This window comes from Providencia rustigianii, from assembly GCF_900637755.1.
Taxonomy (GTDB): Bacteria; Pseudomonadota; Gammaproteobacteria; order Enterobacterales; family Enterobacteriaceae; genus Providencia; species Providencia rustigianii.
This window is the reverse complement of the sequence record NZ_LR134396.1, coordinates 44757-69698: the sequence shown is the minus strand read 5'-3', so window position 1 is coordinate 69698 and position 24942 is coordinate 44757. Positions and strand designations below refer to the sequence as shown.

The following is a 24942-nucleotide window of genomic DNA, read 5'->3' as shown; positions in this document are numbered from 1 at the left end:
TGGTAATAACATTGACTAAAACGACAATCTGCATGCTTTAGGCATATCAACAAACAATTCATACAAAAATCTCCCTGTACGTATAGGGAGATTTTTATCATAAAAATAAGTTAACACTTCATTTAACCGTAACTGCCAACATCTTTTCGGTTTGTAGCCAGTCATCAACGAGTTTATAAAGTAAGCTTGGTTCACGCTGGCTTTCACTCTGTAATTTCTCAAATTCATTTTTATCATTCGGACTATATTGAGATAGAAGTCTCTCTAACATAGGGCGTTTTTCAATAAAACGAGTATTGATTTTCAACGATTTATATAAAACGATAGCAATCAATAAACTTAGTGCAACAACCCCAATAGTAGCGATAAGACTATTATCCATTCCTACATAACTTTTCATCATAACAAACAAAGAGAGCGGAATTAAAAATATCACTAATAAAGAAAGAATTAGAGCACCATCCTGACCATTATTAAATTCATTTTCTTGCTGTTTACTAACAGAAATAATCTGTTCAAATATTTCACTATTCTTGCTTTTCATTTTATCCACCTATTGGATGAACATAAATCCATCCTTTTAGCTACGCAATAACTTGATTAGATAAAAATAACCATTTTTAATAGTGTATTACCAATATAATTAAACATCAATTTAACAATGTTAATCTATCGCATTTACATTTAATGGCGTTTTTATCTACAAACGTGATGATAATAAGGTGAGGGATAGAGCTAAAAACAATATCTGGTAAATAATGATTAGAATTATTTCAGTGATCTTTAAACGCAAAAAAGCCACCCAATGGGTGGCTTCTCGGCTAATTTAATGTCTGGCAGTTCCCTACTCTCACATGGGGAGACCCCACACTACCATCGGCGCTACGGCGTTTCACTTCTGAGTTCGGCATGGGGTCAGGTGGGACCACCGCGCTATTGCCGCCAGACAAATTCTGTTTATTCCCGTTACCTTTTGGTAACCAGAATATCAATCCTGAACAAGCTGTGTGTCCCTCACCTTTCGGCTTCTCACTCGCTATTGAAAATCAACTTTATCTCTCTAAAACACCTTCGGTGTTGTCAGGTTAAGCCTCACGGTTCATTAGTATTGGTTAGCTCAACGTATCGCTACGCTTACACACCCAACCTATCAACGTCTTAGTCTTAAACGTTCCTTTAGGACCCTTAAAGGGTCAGGGAAGACTCATCTCAAGGCAAGTTTCCCGCTTAGATGCTTTCAGCGGTTATCTCTTCCGCACTTAGCTACCGGGCAATGCCATTGGCATGACAACCCGAACACCAGTGGTGCGTCCACTCCGGTCCTCTCGTACTAGGAGCAGCCCCTTTCAATCTTCCAACGCCCACGGCAGATAGGGACCGAACTGTCTCACGACGTTCTAAACCCAGCTCGCGTACCACTTTAAACGGCGAACAGCCGTACCCTTGGGACCTACTTCAGCCCCAGGATGTGATGAGCCGACATCGAGGTGCCAAACACCGCCGTCGATATGAACTCTTGGGCGGTATCAGCCTGTTATCCCCGGAGTACCTTTTATCCGTTGAGCGATGGCCCTTCCATTCAGAACCACCGGATCACTAAGACCTACTTTCGTACCTGCTCGAGCTGTCACTCTCGCAGTCAAGCTGGCTTATGCCTTTGCACTAACCGCATGATGTCCGACCATGCTTAGCCAACCTTCGTGCTCCTCCGTTACTCTTTGGGAGGAGACCGCCCCAGTCAAACTACCCACCAGACACTGTCCGCACCCCAGATAATGGGGCCACGTTAGAACATCAAACATTAAAGGGTGGTATTTCAAGGTTGGCTCCATGCAGACTGGCGTCCACACTTCAAAGCCTCCCACCTATCCTACACATCAAGGCTCAATGTTCAGTGTCAAGCTATAGTAAAGGTTCACGGGGTCTTTCCGTCTTGCCGCGGGTACACTGCATCTTCACAGCGAGTTCAATTTCACTGAGTCTCGGGTGGAGACAGCCTGGCCATCATTACGCCATTCGTGCAGGTCGGAACTTACCCGACAAGGAATTTCGCTACCTTAGGACCGTTATAGTTACGGCCGCCGTTTACTGGGGCTTCGATCAAGAGCTTCTCCTTACGGATAACCCCATCAATTAACCTTCCAGCACCGGGCAGGCGTCACACCGTATACGTCCACTTTCGTGTTTGCACAGTGCTGTGTTTTTAATAAACAGTTGCAGCCAGCTGGTATCTTCGACTGGCTTCAGCTCCATCCGCAAGGGACTTCACCTAATGCCAGCGTGCCTTCTCCCGAAGTTACGGCACCATTTTGCCTAGTTCCTTCACCCGAGTTCTCTCAAGCGCCTGAGTATTCTCTACCTGACCACCTGTGTCGGTTTGGGGTACGATTAATGATAATCTAGAGCTTAGAGGCTTTTCCTGGAAGCGGGGCATGAGCTACTTCGCCACCGTAGTGACTCGTCATCAGACCTCAGTGTATAGTGAACCGGATTTGCCTAATTCACCCACCTACATCCTTAAACCGGGACAACCGTCGCCCGGCCAGCCTAGCCTTCTCCGTCCCCCCATCGCAATTATCACCAGTACGGGAATATTAACCCGTTGCCCATCGACTACGCATTTCTGCCTCGCCTTAGGGGTCGACTCACCCTGCCCCGATTAACGTTGGACAGGAACCCTTGGTCTTCCGGCGTGCGGGTTTTTCACCCGCATTATCGTTACTTATGTCAGCATTCGCACTTCTGATACCTCCAGCATGCCTCACAGCACACCTTCGCAGGCTTACAGAACGCTCCCCTACCCAACAATATTTACATATCGCTGCCGCAGCTTCGGTGCATGGTTTAGCCCCGTTACATCTTCCGCGCAGGCCGACTCGACCAGTGAGCTATTACGCTTTCTTTAAATGATGGCTGCTTCTAAGCCAACATCCTGGCTGTCTGAGCCTTCCCACTTCGTTTCCCACTTAACCATGACTTTGGGACCTTAGCTGGCGGTCTGGGTTGTTTCCCTCTTCACGACGAACGTTAGCACCCGCCGTGTGTCTCCCGTGATAACATTCTTCGGTATTCGTAGTTTGCATCGAGTTGGTAAGTCGGGATGACCCCCTAGTCGAAACAGTGCTCTACCCCCGAAGATGAGTTCACGAGGCGCTACCTAAATAGCTTTCGGGGAGAACCAGCTATCTCCCGGTTTGATTGGCCTTTCACCCCCAGCCACAAGTCATCCGCTAATTTTTCAACATTAGTCGGTTCGGTCCTCCAGTTAGTGTTACCCAACCTTCAACCTGCCCATGGCTAGATCACCGGGTTTCGGGTCTATACCCTGCAACTCATTCGCCCAGTTAAGACTCGGTTTCCCTACGGCTCCCCTATACGGTTAACCTTGCTACAGAATATAAGTCGCTGACCCATTATACAAAAGGTACGCAGTCACCCTGATAAATCAAGGCTCCCACTGCTTGTACGTACACGGTTTCAGGTTCTATTTCACTCCCCTCGCCGGGGTTCTTTTCGCCTTTCCCTCACGGTACTGGTTCACTATCGGTCAATCAGGAGTATTTAGCCTTGGAGGATGGTCCCCCCATATTCAGACAGGATAACACGTGTCCCGCCCTACTCGTCGAGTTCACAACACTAACACCTTCGGATACGGGGCTATCACCCTATACTGCCGGCCTTTCCAGACCGTTCTCCTGATGCTAATGCTGATTAAGACTCTGGGCTGTTCCCCGTTCGCTCGCCGCTACTAGGGGAATCTCGGTTGATTTCTTTTCCTCGAGGTACTGAGATGTTTCAGTTCCCTCGGTTCGCTTCGTTTGACTATGTATTCATCAAACGATAGTGCAACGGATTGCACTGGGTTTCCCCATTCGGATATCGTCGGTTATAACGGTTCATATCACCTTACCGACGCTTTTCGCAGATTAGCACGTCCTTCATCGCCTCTGATTGCCTAGGCATCCACCGTGTACGCTTAGTCGCTTAACCTCACAACCCGAAGGTGTCTTCTTACAACGAGTGACTGTGCTTCATGATTTCGGCGTTAGTCAGTGCTCGCAATGCTCACGTACCTTAAGTACGCTGCGCTTGCTGTGCGCTGTCTGCCTTGAACTCATGTCGCTCGTCGACTCGAATGTTCAGAGAACATCTTCAAGTTGAGATTTTTTGAGAGACTCTCACATTGTTTAAGCAAAACAATGTGCGTTGTTTTCAATTTTCAGCTTGTTCCAGATTGTTAAAGAGCATAATTATTCGCAATAGACTATTTGACTAATCTATTCTGAATAATCAGAAAAATTTATGGTGGAGCTAAGCGGGATCGAACCGCTGACCTCCTGCGTGCAAGGCAGGCGCTCTCCCAGCTGAGCTATAGCCCCATAAAGGTAATTCCAGTATCGATTTTTCTTTTCGCAAGAAATTCAGAGTTAATCGAATCAAGACCAGGCATAGATTGACGACGTTTACATGAGTAAACGAGTTAATCTATAACGCAGTATTTATTCGATTTGGTAGGCCTGAGTGGACTTGAACCACCGACCTCACCCTTATCAGGGGTGCGCTCTAACCACCTGAGCTACAAGCCTATCGATACCGTTACTCTATTTCATCAGACAATCTGTGTGAGCACTTCACAAAAACACTTCAATGGTAAGGAGGTGATCCAACCGCAGGTTCCCCTACGGTTACCTTGTTACGACTTCACCCCAGTCATGAATCACAAAGTGGTAAGCGCCCTCCCGAAGGTTAAGCTACCTACTTCTTTTGCAACCCACTCCCATGGTGTGACGGGCGGTGTGTACAAGGCCCGGGAACGTATTCACCGTAGCATTCTGATCTACGATTACTAGCGATTCCGACTTCATGGAGTCGAGTTGCAGACTCCAATCCGGACTACGACGTACTTTATGAGTTCCGCTTGCTCTCGCGAGGTCGCTTCTCTTTGTATACGCCATTGTAGCACGTGTGTAGCCCTACTCGTAAGGGCCATGATGACTTGACGTCATCCCCACCTTCCTCCGGTTTATCACCGGCAGTCTCCTTTGAGTTCCCACCATTACGTGCTGGCAACAAAGGATAAGGGTTGCGCTCGTTGCGGGACTTAACCCAACATTTCACAACACGAGCTGACGACAGCCATGCAGCACCTGTCTCAGAGTTCCCGAAGGCACTAAAGCATCTCTGCTAAATTCTCTGGATGTCAAGAGTAGGTAAGGTTCTTCGCGTTGCATCGAATTAAACCACATGCTCCACCGCTTGTGCGGGCCCCCGTCAATTCATTTGAGTTTTAACCTTGCGGCCGTACTCCCCAGGCGGTCGATTTAACGCGTTAGCTCCGGAAGCCACTCCTCAAGGGAACAACCTCCAAATCGACATCGTTTACAGCGTGGACTACCAGGGTATCTAATCCTGTTTGCTCCCCACGCTTTCGCACCTGAGCGTCAGTCTTTGTCCAGGGGGCCGCCTTCGCCACCGGTATTCCTCCACATCTCTACGCATTTCACCGCTACACATGGAATTCTACCCCCCTCTACAAGACTCTAGCTGACCAGTCTTAGATGCCATTCCCAGGTTAAGCCCGGGGATTTCACATCTAACTTAATCAACCGCCTGCGTGCGCTTTACGCCCAGTAATTCCGATTAACGCTTGCACCCTCCGTATTACCGCGGCTGCTGGCACGGAGTTAGCCGGTGCTTCTTCTGTTGGTAACGTCAATCGCTGATGATATTAGCATCAACGCCTTCCTCCCAACTGAAAGTACTTTACAACCCTAAGGCCTTCTTCATACACGCGGCATGGCTGCATCAGGCTTGCGCCCATTGTGCAATATTCCCCACTGCTGCCTCCCGTAGGAGTCTGGGCCGTGTCTCAGTCCCAGTGTGGCTGATCATCCTCTCAGACCAGCTAGGGATCGTCGCCTTGGTGAGCCATTACCCCACCAACTAGCTAATCCCATATGGGTTCATCCGATAGCGCAAGGACCGAAGTTCCCCTGCTTTGCTCCTTAGAGATTATGCGGTATTAGCTACCGTTTCCAGTAGTTATCCCCCTCTATCGGGCAGATCCCCATACATTACTCACCCGTCCGCCGCTCGTCAGCGAGAAGCAAGCTTCCCCTGTTACCGCTCGACTTGCATGTGTTAGGCCTGCCGCCAGCGTTCAATCTGAGCCATGATCAAACTCTTCAATTAAAAGTGTCTGATGCTCAAAGAATGTTTACTGTCGTATGCTTTCCGAAGAAAACATATTACCTATTAGTTCATATATATGAATTAACGTGTTAGTCACTCTTCAAGACTTTAAAATCAAATATTTTTTGATAGTGTCTTGTGAGTGCCCACACAGATTGTCTGATAAATTGTTAAAGAGCGGTGCGACTTAATCTTTCGATTTTCGACGTCTAGGTCGTTGTCGCGAGGTGTTGTATACTACGTTTTTTATTTAGAAAGTCAAGTGATTATTTTCAACTATTTTCTTTCTCACCTCTGTTATCACGCGGGCTTCGAGGTTTTCTTCGAACCGGTTTATCGTGACAACGGATGCGCATTATAGGGAGCTGCCGAAATCTCGCAAGTTTTTTTTTGCATTTTTATTTTGTTCGCGTTTTTTTTAGCCAAATATGACTTATATCCCCAAATTACGACTGTTATTTGACTATTTCAGCAGCAATAATTCATTTACTCACGTAACATATTAACCATTAATATCGGTATGAGATGAATTATGGAATTGAGTAAACAGCAAAATGCATCACAAAAGAACCTTTCTTTTATCATTGCACAGAATCTTGGACAGCTAATATTAAAAGAAACCTATTTATCTGACTCAATTCTACCTAGTGAATTAGAACTATCTCAACAATTCAATGCTAGCCGTACAGCCATTAGGGAAGCCATTAAAATTTTAGCTGCAAAAGGAATGGTTCTAGCGCGCCCTAGAATTGGAACTCGCGTTATGCCTTCATCAAATTGGAATTTTCTCGATCAGGATTTACTACGTTGGTGGATTAATAGTGAAGAGCAGTCAGTAGTAATAAAACACTTTCAAGTCGTACGCCTTGCCATTGAGCCTCATGCTTGTTACCTAGCAGCACTAAACGCAACAAAAGAACAAAAACAATCGTTACAGTTATTGGCGAATGAAATGTTAGCGTTGTCCCAAGCATTTGATAAACAACAATGGGTAAAAGTCGATTATCGTTTTCATCTAACTATTTACCACGCTTGCTGTAATCCGTTTTTAGTTTCTTTTGCTAATTTGTTTAGGTCTGTGTATCAACTTTATTTTGATACGATCGCAGAGAATGGTGCAATAGAAGTTAATATTCATCAGCAACTCGCGGATGCTATTATCAACGGAGATAGTACCCAAGCACTCGATCTCTGCTATAAGTTATTAACAACGGTCAATAAAACACATCTATAGGACAGTCCTGCTCAATATACTTTTATCGATTAATATAGGTAACAGATGTTTAAAACAGCGAAAAACATGTCAGGCTTACCGTGGATTGCCGCAATGGCTTTTTTCATGCAAGCTCTCGATGCCACTATTTTAAATACGGCGCTGCCTGATATTGCCAAAAGCCTAAATCATTCTCCTTTAGCAATGCAGTCCGCCGTTGTTAGCTATACCTTAACCGTTGCTCTATTAATTCCTGTTAGCGGGTGGTTTGCAGACCGATTTGGTACTCGGCGCATTTTTATTATTGCTGTAACCTTATTTTCTCTCGGTTCTTTTTTGTGCGCGCTTTCACCATCATTAACTGTTTTGGTTATTTCACGCGTTATTCAAGGGATTGGCGGAGCCATGATGATGCCAGTTGCTCGTCTAGCATTAATACGAGCTTATCCACGCAGTGAACTATTGCCAATTTTAAATTTTGTCACTATTCCGGGATTGGTGGGTCCAATCTTAGGACCTTTACTCGGCGGGATTCTTGTTACCTATGCCACATGGCATTGGATATTTATTATTAATATTCCTATTGGTATTTTAGGTGTTTTTTATGCGTTGAAGCATATGCCTGATTTTAAAATGCCAAAACGTAAGTTTGATACCTTCGGGTTTATCCTATTTGGTTTAGGGCTAGTTATGTTATCGGTAAGCTTAGATTTATTTAGTGATAAATCGTTATCTAGCTATATACCTACCGCGATTGTCTTGGGCGGTTTTCTTTGTCTTCTTATATATATACTCCATGCAAGAAGAATTAAGCATGCCATTATTCCATTAAATCTATTTCGGACAAGAACCTTCTCGATAGGAATTACTGGTAATGTTGCTACTCGGCTAGGAACTGGGAGTATTCCATTTTTAATGCCATTAATGCTACAAGTTGGTTTTGGTTATGAAGCAGTGGTTGCAGGAATGATGATGGCACCTCTGGCAATTGGCTCTATTACTGCAAAATCAGCAGTCACAAAAATACTCTCTCGATTTGGGTATAGAAAAACACTATTTACCGTCACTCTGATTATTGGATTAATGGTATCGCAGTTTTCTTTGCAATCACCAGATATGTCCATCTACCTGTTAGTAATTCCACTATTTATCTTGGGTATGGTTATGTCGACCCAATTTACAGCAATGAATACCATTTGCTTAGCAGACTTAACAGATAACAACGCCAGTGCAGGAAACAGTATGTTGGCAGTAACTCAGCAGCTATCAATCAGCTTTGGGATTGCCGTGAGCGCAACCATTTTAAGTTTCTTTGATAACCAACCGGGAAGCAATGTCGTCGATAACTTCCATTACACATTTATCGCGATTGGTGCCATTACTCTAATTTCTGCATTTGTCTTTTTACTGCTCAGCAAAACTGATGGTGATAACTTAATTAAAGACAAAAAATAGTTATTAGCGTTTTTTTACGGATTGGCGCTCAATGAGTTTTGGTGTCAGGACTAAAACTGAAGGCTCTGCATCAGGGTTATCCATGCGGTGGATTAATTTATTCACCGCTTGTTGCCCCAATTCATCTTTAGGCTGATGCACGGTCGTTAATGGTGGGATCATATAAGAAGAGAGATCGATATCATCATAGCCAATAATTGAGATATCTTCGGGGACTTTCATTCCTTTTTGGAAAATAGCTTGATAAGCGCCAACCGCCATCGCATCGTTACCAGCAAAAATAGCTTCCGGTGGATTTGGCAATTCCAGCAATTTATTCATTGATTCAAAGCCACCAGCAAACTCAAAATCACTAAAAATCACATATTCATCATAAACTTCTAGAGATGCATGTTGCATAGCTTGAATGAAACCTTGATAACGTGCTCGTGCGGGGGATTTATCTTGAGGTCCCGCTATACAGGCAATACGAGAAAAACCTGCATCAATCAGATAACGGGTTGCAATTTCACCACCAAGGAATGAGTTATCTTGAATAACGTCCCCATCCAATTCAAAAGGAGACCAGTCCATCATCACCGTTGGCACAGAAGGATAACGGGAGAACACCTTCTTTGATGGACCCTGCACTTCAGTACACATGATGAGTAACCCATCGACTCGTTTTTGCAATAAAGTTTCTAAGCTGTGATCCATACGCTGAAGATCACCTTCTGTATTACACAAAATCAAACTGTAACCCAATTCATAGCAACTACGTTCCACCCCACGCACAACTTCTGCAAAAAATGGGTTATTACTGGTTGTCAGTAACATGCCAATGGTATTGGTGCGATTCATTTTTAAACTTCGCGCTAATGCTGATGGCGCATAGTTGAGTTGCTCAATCGCACTTTTGACCCGTGAAGTTATACTCTCGCTAACATAGCGATTTTGGTTGATAACGTGAGAAACGGTGGAGGTTGACACACCTGCAAGGCGTGCAACATCTTTCATTGTTGCCACAAATAATCCTATTGTTTTAGAAACTGTTCAATTTCATCACGCCATGGAACCGAAGGTTGCGCACCTGGACGAGTGACAGCAATCGCCGCAGCTGCATGAGCAAATACAATGGCATCTTCATCGGCCTTACCTTCAAGCAACGCGGTAACATAGGCGCCATTGAATGTATCACCTGCGGCAATCGTGTCCACTGCTTTCACTTTAAAGCAGGGAATTATTTTGCCTTGCTCGCCTTTTTGACTAAACCAAACCCCTCTAGCCCCCAATGTGATCATGACTTTGTGAATGCCTTTTTGATGTAACACCTGAGCAGCTTTCTGTGCGCCTTGCTCATCATTAACAGCAATCCCGGTTAAATACTCCGCTTCGGTTTCATTAGGGGTGATCACATCGACCAACGCGAGTAATGAATCAGGCAATGCTTGAGCGGGTGCAGGATTAAGGATCACTTGAGTCTGGTTTTTGCGTGCAATTTCTGCTGCCATCTGTACCGTTTCAATCGGTGATTCTAGCTGCATCAATAGTGCATCCGCATCGGTAATCTGTTGTTGATATGCAAATAATCTTTCCGTTGTGAGCTGACCATTTGCACCAGCATTGATGCCAATAATGTTTTCGCCTTGCTGATTAACATAAATCAGCGCTACACCGGTAGTTTCATTTTCGACAACATCGATACATTCAATATTGATCGCATCTTTTTGCAATTGTTTTTTGATGCTTGAACCAATGTCGTCATCACCTACACAGGCAATAAATGTTATGTCAGCGCCACTACGTCCAGCCGCAACGGCTTGGTTTGCACCTTTACCGCCAAAAGCAACTTGATAATGGTCGCCCCTAACTGTTTCACCCGGTTGAGGAAACTGCTGCACATTCAAGATGTGGTCAACGTTGATACTACCTAGAACAACCAGTTTAGCTGCTGCCATCTCATTTATTTCCTTTTATATCCCAATAGAGAAAACCGCCGCTATCATTCACGGCGGTTTATCAATCTTCTTGTTTTATTACGGATTATTTTTTTATCACGAATTATTGTTTTACTACGAGTTCTAATTCAACAGGAACCGTTGCTTCCACTTTTTCGCCTTTTAATACTTTATCGGCGATCTGTACACCAACGATACCAATTTGGTCTGGACGTTGAGCAATTGTGGCGCCTAGTTTGCCACCTTGAACCGCTTTGATACCATCTGTAGTACCATCAAAACCGACAACCAGTACATCATCACGCCCTGAGGTTTGCAGCGCTCTTAACGCACCTAATGCCATTTCGTCATTTTGAGCAAACACCGCTTGAACTGCGGGATGTGCAGTTAATAGGTTCTGCATGACATTTAAGCCTTTTGTTCTATCAAAATCTGCTGGCTGGCTCGCCAATATATTGAATTTATGTTCTTTTGCGCCAGTATTGAAACCTTCACCACGTTCACGTGCCGCTGAGGTTCCAGAAATCCCTTCAAGTTGAATTACTTTGGCATCATTGCCTGTTTTCTTAGCAATAAAGTCCGCTGCCATTTTTCCGCCCATACGGTTATCAGAAGCAACATGGCTAACAACATTACCTTTGTTAGCAGCACGGTCTAAAGTGATCACTGGGATATTGGCTTTATTTGCCATAATAATGGCATTCCCCACAGCATCAGAATCTGTTGGGTTGATTAACATGAGTTTAGTGCCACGCACAGTTAAATCTTGCACGTTTGCTAATTCTTTGGCCGGGTTATCTTGGGAATCTAAAACAATGAGTTCATAGCCCAGTTTATCCGCTTCTTTCTGAGCGCTGTCCTTCATGGTCACAAAGAATGGGTTGTTCAGGGTAGAAATAACCAGAGCAATATTATCTTTCGCCATCGCATTAACACTAACGGTTGCACTCAGTGCAAATGCCGTAAACAGAGTCGCTAGTTTATTCAGTTTCATAACATTATTCCTGTAATCATAGAGTCGGGGTAAGAGTTACTATTTTTTATTATCTACAAGCACTGCTAATAAAATAACCACTGCTTTCACAATCATTTGGTAGTTCGAAGAGATACCTAATAAGTTCAAACCATTATTTAAGAAACCCAAAATCAATGCACCAATCAAGGTTCCAACAATTCGCCCTTTACCACCAGCCAAGCTGGTACCACCAAGAACAACGGCAGCAATCGCGTCCAGTTCATAACCATTACCTGCCATTGGTTGGGCAGATGATAGGCGAGCAACTTCAATCACACTGGCTAATGCCGCGAGTAATCCACACAGGGCATAAACCGCAATTTTAATACGGTCAACATTGATGCCGGATAAGCGAGTCGCTGATTCATTGCCACCTAGTGCATAAATATAACGACCTAAACGTGTGTGATGCAGTACATACCACGCTGCTGCAAACACAATAATCATTAACCAAACAGGGGTTGGGATACCAAATGGGCGACCAATACCAAACCAGCCAAATAGATCAGCGTTATCACTAAAGCCGGTATTGATTGGGCTTCCATCGGTATAAACACGAGTCACACCACGTAATAACAGCATCATCACTAAGGTAGCGATAAACGCTTGCACCTTACCTTTAGCCACAATCACACCAGTACAAGCACCGATTGCTGCTCCCAGCGCTAGCGCTCCAGCCACTGCAACCAAAGCATTCACATCAGCACTGACCATTGAGGCAGCAACAGCCCCCGTTAATGCCAGTAATGATCCCACTGATAAATCTATTCCTGAAGTCAGGATAACCAACGTCATCCCCACAGCCATAATGGCGTTAACCGAAGTTTGTTGAAGAATATTGAATAGGTTATTTACTGTGAAAAAATTGGGACTTAAGGTAGAAACAATCGCAATTAAGACTAATAGAGCGATAAGTGATTTTTGCTCCATTAACCATGCTTTGCTGAACCAGCGTTTTGATGATGCGGTTGTTGAACTCATGCTGTTAACTCCTGAACTGAGCCGTAATTTTTACCGACTGCGGCAGCCATTAAGGCTTCCTGCGTAGCTTCTTTGGCAGAGAATTCGCCGCTAATATGGCCTTCATGCATAACCAAAATGCGATCACTCATTCCAATAACTTCAGGCATTTCTGAAGAAACTAGAATGATACTCAGCCCTTCTTTTTTGAATTGATTGATTAATTGGTAGATTTCTTTTTTTGCCCCAACATCGACACCACGAGTGGGTTCATCGAGGATCAATACTTTTGGTCTAGTCATCAAACCACGTGCAATCGCTACTTTTTGTTGATTACCACCGGATAAGTGGCCAATGATTTGATCCATTGATGGAGTTTTAATATTAAATAGGCGGATAAAATCTCCAACGGTCATTTGCTCTTCGGTATGTTTTAAGCTTCCACCAAAACGACTAAAATAACGTAGTGCCGTTAATGACATATTCTCTTTGACTGACATTCCAAGCACTAATCCGTCCCGTTTACGGTCTTCAGAAATATAAACAATGCCATTATTCAAACCATCTTGTGGTGTTTTTAAGGTAATGGTTTTGCCTTCTAACAGAATGCTTCCCGATTTTTTTGGTGCTGCGCCGTAGATAATCTTCATTAGCTCAGTGCGCCCAGCTCCCATTAACCCAGAAATTCCTAATATTTCGCCACTTCGAAGCGCAAAGCTGGCATTACTCACACCGGGACCTGTAATATTTTCAATCTGTAAACGAACATCACCGACAGGGACTTGAACGCGAGGATATTGATCTTCCAATTTACGCCCAACCATCATCTCAATCAGTTTTTCTTCTTCCAATTCATTAACCGGTTTTTCCCCAATGAATTGCCCATCTCGAAATACAGTCACATCATCACAAATCTCAAAGATCTCTTTTAAACGATGAGAGATATAAACGATCCCACAACCTTCGGATTTTAAATCTTCAATGACACGAAAGAGAGATGCAGTTTCGGTATCGGTTAATGCATCCGTTGGTTCATCCATGATGATGACTTGAGATTGGAAGCTGAGGACTTTTGCTATTTCCACCATTTGCTGCTCGCCAATAGACAATTCAGCAATAGTTTGGTGGCTGTCATAATCGAGATTCAGGCGTTTGAGCAATTTGTCCGACTCACTGAACATTTTTTTCCAGTCAATTTTGCCGAATTTATTCACAAACTCGCGCCCCAGAAAAATATTTTCAGCGATGGTTAATTCTGGAATCAGGTTGAGTTCCTGATGAATAATTCCAATACCGGCTTCTTGTGAGCTTTTAGGACCATTGAATGCCACCTCTTTACCGAGATAGCGAATAGCGCCCGCATCTTTGCTGTAAATACCGGTTAGCACTTTCATCATGGTGGATTTACCTGCACCATTTTCGCCTACCAACGCCATCACTCTACCCGGATAAACTTTTAATGCGGCACCAGAAAGCGCCTTTACACCAGGGAATGCTTTATCTATGCCGATAAGTTCTAATAAAGGTTGCATACTCACCTCAGAAGGTCACACCAGAACAAAGAATTACATTAGCGTATGGTGAACATTCCCCTGTTCTGATCACTGCTTTACTGCCATGCGTTATCTGTTTAAAGTTTTCATGGCTGCAATAGACAACTTCGATGTGATTTCCTTGTACTACTTCTAATTCCTGAAGGTGAGCTAAAATTTCACTTTCCATTTGTGGGTTAATCTTACTAATTTCCTCAGCCAGAATAGCTTTTTCTACCTGCATCTCTTGGGTAGTGACTCGCAAAACAGACATAAAATCAGGTAAGCCATGTGTCACAGCGAGATCAATACGCTCAGCACTAGCAGGAATAGGTAATCCGGCATCAGCAAGGGTGATGTGATCGGTATGCCCTAATTTAGCAATCACAGAGGCTATATTTGAGTTGAGCAGTATCCCTTTTTTCATTCATCACCACCGTTTTTCAATTCTAATTTTGTTTCGTTCCCTACGAGCGAAACGTTTCGCTCGTAGAATAATAGTAAAGAATAGTCACAACTCAATATTCTTATCTCGGTTTTGTGATCATTATCGAAACGTTTCGTTGGCTTTATTTAAGTAAGAAAAAAGTAACTTATTGAATAAGTTATAGCTGAATCTTTTTTATTGATTTTCCGAGTAACTTATCAATGAGTAAAAATTTATTGTCTTTTATGCCAAATAACATCAAAGAAAAATAATAAAACTGATTGCACAATCAATAAAAGGACAGATAACCTAGCAATAGATTGGTTATTAACCATCACCCTCTAACCCCTTGATGCGTAATTTAGAGAAAAGGACTCCATATGCAATTAGCCGAACGAATAGCCCAATTAAGCAACTACCTTGAAGGTGGCTTATATGAACGACAGCAAGCTATTCGTTTATGTTTGCTCGCAACGCTCAGTGGAGAGAGTGTTTTTCTCTTGGGCCCTCCAGGTATTGCAAAGAGTTTAATTGCTAGACGAATGAAATTTGCCTTTCGCCGAGCAAATGCCTTTGAATATCTAATGACAAGATTTTCGACGCCAGAAGAGATTTTTGGTCCACTATCCATTCAAGCCTTAAAAGATGAAGGTCGTTATGAGCGTTTGACCAAAGGTTATTTGCCCGATGCTGAAGTTGTCTTTCTTGATGAAATCTGGAAAGCGGGTCCAGCAATTTTAAATACACTATTGACCGCAATTAATGAGCGCAAATTTCGTAATGGAGATGAGGAAAAATCAATTCCCATGCGCCTATTGGTCACCGCATCCAATGAACTTCCTGATGCAGATAATAGCCTTGAAGCATTATTTGATAGAATGCTGCTGCGAATTTGGTTAGATAAAGTTCAAGAAAAGCAAAATTTTCGCGCATTACTCACAGGAAAATCACAGCAAGAAGATAATTTGGTACCCGATCACTTAAAAATCAGCGATGAAGAATACCAAGAGTGGCAAAAAGAGATCCCAAAAATATCGCTGCCCGATCACTGTTTTGAGCTAATTTACCAATTACGCCAGCAGATTGATGCGACCGAAAAAAATCTCTATGTCTCTGATCGGCGTTGGAAAAAAGCAGTATCCCTACTGCAAGCGAGCGCATTTTTTAACGGTCGCAGTGCTGTATCACCACTGGACATCGTGCTACTTAAAGATTGTTTATGGCATGACATGCAATCAATGAATTTGTTACCGCAATTAATTAAATCGTTGATACAAGAAGATGGTTGGCAGCAACGTAAATTTGCGAGAGAAATTGAGCAAGTTTACCAGCAATGGATGTCATCCACCCAAGATCAAAATAACCAAGATGCCTTTAAAGTAAATAAAAATAATGCAATGTTTGCTCGAAAAGCTTCTTATGTCCTACCTGAAAATATCAGCGAAGGACGCGTCACCTTATTTTTGCATCGTCCATTACAACTGCACAATATGAAAGTGACCTTTATTACTACCGATAAAAAATCACTGGTTAATTTCTTAAGTAAAGGTACAACATTGTCTGCACATCTCAACGGGATTGGTTTTGCTCAAGAACTAGCCGCTGAGGTGAATAATTTAAACCAAATCCAATTATTAGATGTCAGTCACCAAGTATCAACCCTTTATCTTCAAGATAAAAACACCCTGAGCCCCACGGTAAATAATAAAGAGTGGCTCGATAAATTAGACACTATCCATAGTGCTATCCAAGAATCTAAATACCAATTTGAGAAACAGCAGCCTAACTTATTTATCGAACCCCATTGGCTGGCGGACGTCGAACAGAGCTTTATCAAACTATCCGATAAATTAACTCAGTTACGTAATCAAATTATCGGAAAAACGGCGAATTAATTATGATGAGTTTAGCGACCCTAGAATTGTTGCTTTCTGTTAATGAAAGCCAATTAATAGAAGAAATTATCATTTCTCTTCTCGCGACTCCTCAGTTGGCCGTATTTTTTGAAAAACACCCTCGCTTAAAAAAAGCACTGTTAAAAGATTTATCGGGTTGGAAAAAAGATCTTAAACAGAAACTGCAAGATGCATTAGTTCCTCAACAACTCTCTGAAGAATTTGGTCTGTATCAAAAATCATTAGGGATATCTACTGACGCATTTTTTACCCAACTACCTTCGATTATAGAAAAGCTGGAACAATTAGATTCCCCTTTTTATCGAGAAGCAAACCAGCTGCAACAAGGCAAAATTGAAAACCGCAGCGCACGGCAATCTTTAATTGTACAGCGCTGGCGAGTTAGCCTAATTTTACAAGTGACCACCTTACATAAAGAGTTACTAGAACAAGAAAAAGAGCAATTACTTGCTGAACTACAAAGGCGCTTAGCTCTCAGTGGTAATTTGGAAGATATCCTAGGGGAAAATGAACGCTCATCGGGACGTTTATGGGACTTAAGCAAAGGATTGAATAATCCAGCCTCTTATAATGAGCCACTGATTTCTCGTTATAGTGAATTTTTACGTCAGCAACCTGAATTAGAAAAAATTGCCCAGTTGCTAGGACGTAGTCAATCCGCAAAATCTATTCTGGATGACAATGTAATTCTCGAGCCCATGACCATCATGGAAAAAGTCCCAGAAACAGTGCCAGAGCAAGTCGATGGCTTAAATCAAAGCGATGATATTCTAAGGCTCTTGCCCGCCGAATTGGCTATGTTGGGTATTGAGGATATTGAATTTGAGTTTTATCGAAAACTTCTTGAAAAACAGCTTCTCACTTATCGCTTACAAGGTGAAAGCTGGCAAGAGAGAAAAGTTTTACGTCCAGTCACTCATCATCAACATGAAGAGCAACCTAGAGGACCATTCGTGGTCTGTATTGATACATCAGGTTCGATGGGTGGACTAAACGAACGCTGTGCAAAAGCATTTTGCCTCGCGTTAATGAAAATTGCACTTGCAGATAACCGCTCTTGCCATGTGATGCTGTTTTCTACCGAAATTGTCCACTACGATTTATTATCTGCGGATGGTCTTGAACAATGTATGCGTTTTTTACATCAAACTTTTCGCGGGGGAACAGATTTAGCGTCTTGTTTACGGGAAACAACTGTAAAATTAGAATCAAAACAATGGAGTGACGCCGATGCGGTAGTGATTTCAGATTTTGTCGCCCAGCGTTTGCCAGATGAATTAGTTCAAAAGATAAAGTCCCTTCAGAAAGTTGGTAAATACCGCTTCCATGCGGTATCTGTATCAAACTATGGGAAACCCGGGATCATGAAGATATTCGACCATATCTGGCGTTTTGATACCGGGTTAAAGAGCCGACTATTACGGCGCTTCAGTCGCTAATTACAGCATATCTTCAACAGATTCAGCCATCTCAGGTGACCATACGCCACACTGCACTTGACCAATATGTTCACGTTGTAGCAGTAACATCACTAAACGAGACTGACCAATACCACCACCGATGGATTGTGGCATTTCGCCTTTTACAAGGGCTTTGTGCCATTCAAGCTCCATACGTTTCTCATCACCCGTTAACCCAAGCTGGCGAGTTAAACACTCAGGGCTAACACGGATACCCATTGAAGAGATTTCGAATGCATCTTGTAAAATAGGGTTCCAAACAATGATGTCACCGTTTAAACCTTTGAAGCCATCTTCGTTGTCAGTAGTCCAGTCATCATAATCTGGAGCACGTACATCGTGAGATTCACCGCTAGATAATTTGCCACCGATACCAATTAAGAATACTGCACCAAATTCTTTAGCAATTGCGCGCTCGCGACCTTTTGCATCGAGACCAGGGTAACGCTGAAGTAACTCTTCACTGTGGATAAAGTGAATTTGATCTGGCAGGAACGGTGCCAGACCAAATTCTTTACTTACGGCAGCTTCTGTTTCTTTTATTGCCTTGTAGATTTTACCCACTGTCTGTTTCAGATAAGGAAGGTTACGCTCCTCATCTGCCATCACTTTTTCCCAATCCCACTGATCAACATAAACAGAATGGATTGGGGTTAAGCGATCCTCGTCCGGACGTAACGCTTTCATATGAGTGTACAAACCTTGACCTTTACTAAAACCAAAACGACCTAATGTTTTACGTTTCCATTTAGCCAAAGAGTGAACAACTTCAAACGTTGCATCTGGGATTGATTTCACTTTTACCTGAACAGCTTTTTCGCAGCCTGATAAGTTATCTTGAGTACCATCACCTAAGCGACTTAGGATCGGACCTTGAACTTCAATTAAGCCAAGCTCTTTTTCAAGTAAACGTGAGAAATAAGATTTAACAAAACTAATTTGTTGCTGATGTTCGATGAATGACTTGTCCATAAATTTACCCATAGTTTGTTTGCTGTATTAGCCGATGTATAGATTAAGCAACAAAATGAGGTATAAATTCAATATGCACTACAAAAAAAAGCCTTTATTGTTTATTTTAATTAAAAATAGGGTTATAAAAATGAATATTCATCAAAATGGAGACTAATTTATGCCTGAAAATTATCAAATCGATAATCTCGATCGTGACATACTTCACGAATTAATGGCCAATGCGCGTATTCCTTACGCTGAACTAGCTAAAAAATTCTCCGTTAGCCCCGGCACAATTCATGTACGGGTTGAAAAAATGAAGCAGGCGGGGATCATTAATGGTACCCGAATTGATATCAGTGCTAAGCGTTTAGGTTTTGATGTCTGCTGCTTTATTGGGATCATTTTAAAAAGTGCAAAAGATTATCATACCGCATTAAAAAAATTAGATGCTCTAGAGGAAGTCGTTGAAGTCTATTATACAACAGGGCAATACAGCATCTTTATTAAGGTCATGTGTCGATCGATTGATTCACTACAAGATGTACTTATCAACAAAATACAGACCATCGATGAAATACAATCCACAGAAACGCTGATCTCCTTGCAAAACCCGATCATGCGAACGATTAAGCCTTAGAAAAAAAAGTTATATAACCACATTATCCACAGGTAGATCCCAGCTCATTCACAGCGTACAATAGCGCCCAATGTATGCGAAAGAGAATCACCATGACAAAAATAACCTTAATTAGTGGCAGTACAATGGGCAGTGCCGAATATGTTGCAGAACATATGGCAGAGATTTTAGAAGAACTCGGCTATGAAACAGATGTACAACACGGCCCTGAACTTGATGATCTACCTCTTGAAGGGTTATGGCTGGTGGTCAGCTCAACGCATGGAGCTGGTGATCTCCCTGAAAATATCCAACCTCTCGCTGAAACTATCCAAGCGAAATCGCCTGATCTTAGTAAGATCAAATATGGTGCAGTAGGAATTGGCAGCTCTGAATATGATACTTTCTGTGGCGCGATCCACACTCTAGATACTTTATTGCAAGATAAAGGCGCTAAAAGGATCGGCAATTGTTTTGAAATTGATGTTCAGCAACACGAAATTCCTGAAGATCCCGCTGGTGTTTGGGTTAAAATTTGGGCAAACGAACTCTGATTTGTGCAAAACACAAGCAGTCAGCTGTGGATAACTACGGTAAGATCATGGTATTAACCGGTAGTTATCCAGAATATAAGTTTTAGGGCGATGCTGCCCTGTGCATAAGTACCCATTTTGATCCCAGCTTATACGCAATAGGATCACGGATCATTCACAGTATATGATCCTTTACACTTTAATGATCTTTAACGTGAAAAATCACTTATCCACAGAAACAGACGATCCTAATAGTAGATCTAATAAAGAGATCTTTAAATAAAAAAGATCTTTATATTATAAGGGTGGGAAGCCAAGGGTTGGTCTCTCCTGCAAACTTGAGTAGAATTCATTTCCCAAATGCACAGTTAGCATTTTCTAACGTTAAGGTTCACACATGTTTTATCCAGAGCAATTTGACGTCATCGTAATTGGTGGTGGTCATGCCGGTACTGAGGCAGCAATGGCAGCTGCACGTATGGGGCGTCAAACCCTATTACTGACTCACAATATTGATACATTGGGCCAGATGTCTTGCAACCCAGCCATCGGTGGGATCGGTAAGGGACATCTGGTAAGAGAAATTGATGCCCTCGGTGGCTTAATGGCTACTGCAACAGACAAAGCCGGTATCCAATTTAGAACACTCAATGCAAGCAAAGGGCCTGCAGTTCGTGCAACTCGCGCACAAGCAGACCGAGTGCTATACCGACAAGCCGTTAGAACAGCATTAGAAAATCAACCTAACCTCATGATCTTTCAACAACCAGTTGAAGATCTGATAGTTGAAAATAATCGAGTAACCGGTGCTGTTACTCGCATGGGATTGAAATTTAAAGCTAAATCTGTGGTATTAACCGTAGGGACTTTCCTTGATGGAAAAATTCATATCGGTTTAGAAAACTACAGCGGCGGTCGTGCTGGTGATCCACCCGCTATTTCTCTTTCTCAGCGTTTAAGAGAATTACCATTACGTGTAAATCGTTTAAAAACAGGGACGCCACCGAGAATCGATGCAAGAACTATCGATTTTAGCCAACTAGCTCAACAGCTAGGTGATGACCCAATGCCTGTGTTTTCATTTTTAGGTTCACAAGAGCAGCATCCACAACAAGTGCCTTGCTATATCACCTATACCAATGAGCAAACTCATGATGTGATCCGTAATAACTTAGATCGTAGCCCAATGTATGCAGGGATCATTGAAGGGATCGGTCCTCGTTACTGTCCTTCAATTGAAGACAAAGTTATGCGGTTTGCAGATAAAAATGCTCACCAGATCTTCTTAGAACCTGAAGGACTAACAAGCAATGAGATCTATCCAAACGGGATCTCCACCAGCTTACCATTTGATGTTCAAATGAAAATTGTTCATTCCATGAAGGGAATGGAAAATGCGAGGATCGTCCGTCCTGGTTATGCCATAGAATATGATTTCTTTGACCCAAGGGATCTGAAACAAACACTCGAAAGTAAATTTATTGAAGGCCTGTTCTTTGCGGGACAAATTAACGGGACTACTGGTTACGAGGAAGCTGCTGCTCAAGGCTTACTTGCTGGTCTGAATGCGGCACAACATGCATTTGATTTAGAAGGTTGGTTCCCACGTCGTGACCAAGCCTATGTTGGTGTTCTTGTAGATGACCTTTGTACATTAGGTACCAAAGAACCGTACCGCATGTTTACCTCTCGTGCTGAATATCGCTTGATGCTACGTGAAGATAACGCTGATTTACGTCTGACTGAAAAAGGTCGTGAACTTGGATTAGTGGATGATGTTCGTTGGGAGCACTTCAATCGTAAAGTTGAAATGATTGAAAAAGAGCGTCAACGCTTAAAAGATATTTGGGTTCACCCAAAATCAGACAACCACGAAGAAATTGACCAAATACTCAGCGTGCCGTTATCCAAAGAAGCGAACGGTGAAGATTTACTGCGTCGCCCAGAAATGACGTATCAAATGCTGACCTCACTCAACTTATTTGCACCTGGTGTCGAAGATCCACAAGCGGCTGATCAAGTAGAGATCCAAGTCAAATACGAAGGTTATATTGCCCGTCAGCAAGAAGAGATCGAACGCCAGCTGCGTAATGAAAATACGCTACTACCTGTAGATTTGGATTACAAACAAGTAAAAGGATTATCTAACGAGGTGATGGCTAAATTAAATGACCATAAACCGACCTCAATTGGCCAAGCATCTCGTATATCAGGTATTACACCAGCGGCAATCTCCATCTTGTTAGTCTGGTTGAAAAAACAAGGCATGTTACGTCGGAGCGCATAATATGGATTTAATTGCAAAACTGACCAAGCTATTAGCTAAAACAGGTATCATACTGACTGAAAAGCAAAAACAGCAGTTAGTAGATTATGTTGGTTTACTGAATAAGTGGAACAAAGCGTACAATTTAACGTCGGTACGTGACCCTGAATTAATGCTCGTTCGTCACATCATGGATAGCATCGTCGTGAACGATCATCTTAAGGGTTATAAATTTATCGACGTAGGAACCGGTCCAGGGCTCCCTGGCGTTCCGTTAGCCATTGTGCGACCAGATTCCCACTTTGTGTTGTTGGACAGCTTAGGGAAGCGTATACGCTTCTTAAAACAGGTTCAGCATGAACTCGGTTTAAATAATATTGAACCTGTTCAGGCTCGAGTTGAGGAATATCCCGTTAAAGACGGATTTGATGGTGTCATTAGTCGAGCCTTTGCTTCATTAAATGACATGTTGAGTTGGTGTCATCATCTCCCGGCAGAAGAAGGGCGTTTTTATGCTTTGAAAGGGGTTGTTCGTGATGAAGAACTGGCTGGTTTACCTGATGGCTTTGAAATTGAATCGATCATTGAACTAAAAGTTCCTGAACTAAATGAGCAGCGTCACTTAGTTAAGTTATTAAAAAAATAACTTATTCTCGACAAAGTTATTTTATCTTTTAGAGCGATAGCCGTACATTTACAATGTTACGGCTATTTTTATATTAGCGTTAATATTAATTGATTTGAATTTACTTAATATTTACATCTTGATAACTAATAACGATCAAATATAAAAATAAAAGACTCTTAAACTAATATTATAACTAAATCGTTTTAGCTAATTTAAATAGTTAATAATGAAATGTTTGATTTATTGCACGATTTCTTAGTTTAAAAAATAACTAATTTAATTATTTGATTTACTGCTGAAAAATAGAATTCTAACCTGATAAACAGTGAGGTTATTAATCAATAGATTAATATTTGTTGTGATCTTAATCACATAAAGTTATTTTTAAGCAACCAATCGTTAATAAATTATTAGTTTCATCTGTGTTAATTCTGCGCTATCTCGAAAAAATTAAATATTTATTCACCTTTTCGCTACTTACTGATTGAATTCATTTCGCCTGCCCGTATAATTTGCTCGTTTTTGTCTCTTGACACATTTAAGCAAAGGCAGTTTTATACAACACTTAGCGTTTCTTAGGCTGAGAAGAGCTGGGAGTACACAAAGTTATGTCTGTTTCTCTTTATGGCGGTAATGCGATTAAGCAACTGTCTATTCAGTTAATAACTTTTGTAATCCTCAGTGGGGCTTTCTGTGCAAATAGTATAGAATGGGGAGCCTCTGCTCTTGCTGGCGGGTTAGCATGCTGGTTACCCAATGTCGTATTTATGCTACTAACACGCTTTCAAAAAGCAAAAGAAGAGGATGAACCTGTCCGCATTGCCTGGTTCTTTGCATTAGGAGCAGGGTTAAAGGTTGTTACAACTATAACTGTCTTAGTTGTTGCTTTTGGTGTGTTTAAAGCGTCACTAACACCACTGGGTTTGACCTATTTAGCGGTGCTGATTGTTCAGATTGTTGCACCAGCCGTTGTAAAACGGTAAGCATTTTTAAACTACAAAAGGGTAAGAGGCATCATGTCTGCATCAGGAGAAGTGATGACTACAAATGAGTATATAAGTCACCATCTGAGGAATCTTCAGTTGGACTTACGTACCTTTGAGTTGGTCGATCCCCACGCTAGTCCAACGTTTTGGACGTTAAACATTGACTCGCTTTTTTTCTCTGTAGTTCTCGGGGCTCTGTTCCTGTGGCTATTTAGAAGAGTTGCGGCCAATGCGACTAGTGGCGTACCCGGTAAGTTACAGACTGCAATAGAACTGATCATTGGTTTCGTTGATAACTCAGTCCGTGATATGTATCACGGGAAGAGCAAAGTTATTGCCCCTCTGGCATTAACAGTGTTCGTCTGGGTATTTTTAATGAACCTGATGGATTTACTCCCAATCGATTTCCTTCCTTACATAAGTGAACATTATTTAGGGTTACCTGCTCTGCGTGCAGTACCGACAGCAGACGTGAGTGTGACTTTATCTATGGCGGTTGGTGTGTTTATCCTAATAATCTTTTACAGCATCAAGATGAAAGGAATTGGCGGATTCACGAAAGAGCTCACAATGCAGCCTTTCAATCATCCGATCTTTATCCCTGTAAACTTGATTCTTGAAGGGGTTAGCCTGCTGTCAAAACCTGTATCACTCGGTCTGCGACTGTTTGGTAACATGTATGCAGGTGAATTGATCTTTATTCTTATCGCGGCTCTGCTTCCGTGGTGGTCACAGTGGTTGTTAAGCCTGCCTTGGGCTATCTTCCACATACTGATTATTACGCTACAAGCCTTTATTTTTATGGTTCTGACTGTTGTCTATCTGTCGATGGCTTCTGAAGAGCACTAA

At 42.3% G+C, this 24942-nt stretch carries 18 protein-coding genes, 2 tRNA genes and 3 rRNA genes; 10 read left to right on the top strand and 13 right to left on the bottom strand.

The window, feature by feature from the left end:
* Positions 1 to 118 precede the first annotated feature (118 nt).
* The 6 genes from EL244_RS00320 to EL244_RS00295 all read right to left on the bottom strand — a co-directional run bounded on the left by EL244_RS00320 (position 119) and on the right by EL244_RS00295 (position 6192).
* Positions 119 to 544, bottom strand: a complete 426-nt coding sequence (locus EL244_RS00320; RefSeq protein ID WP_126457907.1) for a hypothetical protein — start codon at positions 542 to 544, stop codon at positions 119 to 121.
* Positions 545 to 831: 287 nt separating this feature from the next.
* Positions 832 to 947, bottom strand: a 5S ribosomal RNA gene (gene rrf / locus EL244_RS00315).
* Positions 948 to 1081: 134 nt separating this feature from the next.
* A 23S ribosomal RNA gene (locus EL244_RS00310) occupies positions 1082 to 3990 on the bottom strand.
* Positions 3991 to 4303: 313 nt separating this feature from the next.
* Positions 4304 to 4379, bottom strand: a tRNA-Ala gene (locus EL244_RS00305).
* Between the two features lie 130 nt (positions 4380 to 4509).
* Positions 4510 to 4586 (bottom strand) — tRNA-Ile (locus tag EL244_RS00300).
* Between the two features lie 65 nt (positions 4587 to 4651).
* Positions 4652 to 6192 (bottom strand): 16S ribosomal RNA (locus EL244_RS00295).
* The 16S, 23S and 5S rRNA genes sit together here with 2 tRNA genes alongside, the layout of an rRNA operon.
* A gap of 532 nt (positions 6193 to 6724) precedes the next feature.
* Here EL244_RS00295 and EL244_RS00290 point away from each other — a divergent pair.
* Together EL244_RS00290 and mdtD are read left to right on the top strand one after the other, a co-directional pair.
* Positions 6725 to 7426 carry a FadR/GntR family transcriptional regulator gene (locus EL244_RS00290; RefSeq protein WP_006816094.1) on the top strand — a complete coding sequence of 234 codons (702 nt, stop codon included), beginning with the start codon at positions 6725 to 6727 and terminating at the stop codon, positions 7424 to 7426.
* A 45-nt stretch (positions 7427 to 7471) separates the two neighbouring features.
* On the top strand, positions 7472 to 8860 hold the full coding sequence (mdtD, locus tag EL244_RS00285) for a multidrug transporter subunit MdtD (protein WP_126457904.1): 1389 nt from the start codon (positions 7472 to 7474) through the stop codon (positions 8858 to 8860).
* Positions 8861 to 8863: 3 nt separating this feature from the next.
* Here mdtD and rbsR read toward each other — a convergent pair whose 3' ends face one another.
* From rbsR to rbsD, 6 genes are all read right to left on the bottom strand, one after another.
* Complete coding sequence (rbsR, locus tag EL244_RS00280) at positions 8864 to 9865, bottom strand: ribose operon transcriptional repressor RbsR (RefSeq protein ID WP_172597488.1); 1002 nt, start codon at positions 9863 to 9865, stop codon at positions 8864 to 8866.
* An 8-nt stretch (positions 9866 to 9873) separates the two neighbouring features.
* On the bottom strand, positions 9874 to 10797 hold the full coding sequence (rbsK, locus tag EL244_RS00275) for a ribokinase (RefSeq protein WP_006816097.1): 924 nt from the start codon (positions 10795 to 10797) through the stop codon (positions 9874 to 9876).
* Between the two features lie 103 nt (positions 10798 to 10900).
* On the bottom strand, positions 10901 to 11791 hold the full coding sequence (rbsB, locus tag EL244_RS00270; protein WP_006816098.1) for a ribose ABC transporter substrate-binding protein RbsB: 891 nt from the start codon (positions 11789 to 11791) through the stop codon (positions 10901 to 10903).
* 39 nt (positions 11792 to 11830) lie between these two features.
* A complete protein-coding gene (rbsC, locus tag EL244_RS00265; protein WP_006816099.1) occupies positions 11831 to 12793 on the bottom strand; it encodes a ribose ABC transporter permease in 963 nt (320 codons plus the stop codon).
* Positions 12790 to 14304: a ribose ABC transporter ATP-binding protein RbsA gene (rbsA, locus tag EL244_RS00260; protein ID WP_126457901.1), complete on the bottom strand. Its 1515-nt coding sequence runs from the start codon at positions 14302 to 14304 to the stop codon at positions 12790 to 12792. Before rbsA ends, rbsC begins: the two co-directional genes overlap by 4 nt.
* A 7-nt stretch (positions 14305 to 14311) precedes the next feature.
* Positions 14312 to 14731, bottom strand: coding sequence for a D-ribose pyranase (gene rbsD, locus EL244_RS00255; protein WP_126457898.1), 420 nt, complete (start codon positions 14729 to 14731; stop codon positions 14312 to 14314).
* 380 nt (positions 14732 to 15111) lie between these two features.
* On the opposite strand from rbsD, the gene ravA reads away from it, so the two are divergent.
* The gene (ravA, locus tag EL244_RS00250) at positions 15112 to 16626 is read left to right on the top strand and encodes an ATPase RavA (protein ID WP_126457895.1); all 1515 of its coding nucleotides are present in this window, start codon (positions 15112 to 15114) and stop codon (positions 16624 to 16626) included.
* A gap of 2 nt (positions 16627 to 16628) precedes the next feature.
* Positions 16629 to 18086 carry an ATPase RavA stimulator ViaA gene (gene viaA, locus EL244_RS00245; protein WP_006816103.1) on the top strand — a complete coding sequence of 486 codons (1458 nt, stop codon included), beginning with the start codon at positions 16629 to 16631 and terminating at the stop codon, positions 18084 to 18086.
* Here viaA and asnA read toward each other — a convergent pair whose 3' ends face one another.
* Positions 18087 to 19079 (bottom strand): aspartate--ammonia ligase, encoded by a 993-nt coding sequence (gene asnA / locus EL244_RS00240; protein ID WP_126457892.1) that lies wholly within the window; start codon positions 19077 to 19079, stop codon positions 18087 to 18089.
* Between the two features lie 160 nt (positions 19080 to 19239).
* Here asnA and asnC point away from each other — a divergent pair, with 160 nt between their 5' ends.
* The 6 genes from asnC to atpB all read left to right on the top strand — a co-directional run bounded on the left by asnC (position 19240) and on the right by atpB (position 24942).
* Positions 19240 to 19701 (top strand): transcriptional regulator AsnC, encoded by a 462-nt coding sequence (asnC, locus tag EL244_RS00235; RefSeq protein ID WP_006816106.1) that lies wholly within the window; start codon positions 19240 to 19242, stop codon positions 19699 to 19701.
* A 92-nt stretch (positions 19702 to 19793) separates the two neighbouring features.
* Complete coding sequence (gene mioC, locus EL244_RS00230) at positions 19794 to 20234, top strand: FMN-binding protein MioC (protein WP_126457889.1); 441 nt, start codon at positions 19794 to 19796, stop codon at positions 20232 to 20234.
* A 376-nt stretch (positions 20235 to 20610) separates the two neighbouring features.
* Positions 20611 to 22500 (top strand): tRNA uridine-5-carboxymethylaminomethyl(34) synthesis enzyme MnmG, encoded by a 1890-nt coding sequence (gene mnmG / locus EL244_RS00225; RefSeq protein WP_126457886.1) that lies wholly within the window; start codon positions 20611 to 20613, stop codon positions 22498 to 22500.
* 1 nt (position 22501) lies between these two features.
* On the top strand, positions 22502 to 23125 hold the full coding sequence (rsmG, locus tag EL244_RS00220) for a 16S rRNA (guanine(527)-N(7))-methyltransferase RsmG (protein WP_126457883.1): 624 nt from the start codon (positions 22502 to 22504) through the stop codon (positions 23123 to 23125).
* A 590-nt stretch (positions 23126 to 23715) separates the two neighbouring features.
* The gene (gene atpI, locus EL244_RS00215; protein ID WP_006816111.1) at positions 23716 to 24090 is read left to right on the top strand and encodes a F0F1 ATP synthase subunit I; all 375 of its coding nucleotides are present in this window, start codon (positions 23716 to 23718) and stop codon (positions 24088 to 24090) included.
* A 33-nt stretch (positions 24091 to 24123) separates the two neighbouring features.
* On the top strand, positions 24124 to 24942 hold the full coding sequence (atpB, locus tag EL244_RS00210) for a F0F1 ATP synthase subunit A (protein WP_006816112.1): 819 nt from the start codon (positions 24124 to 24126) through the stop codon (positions 24940 to 24942).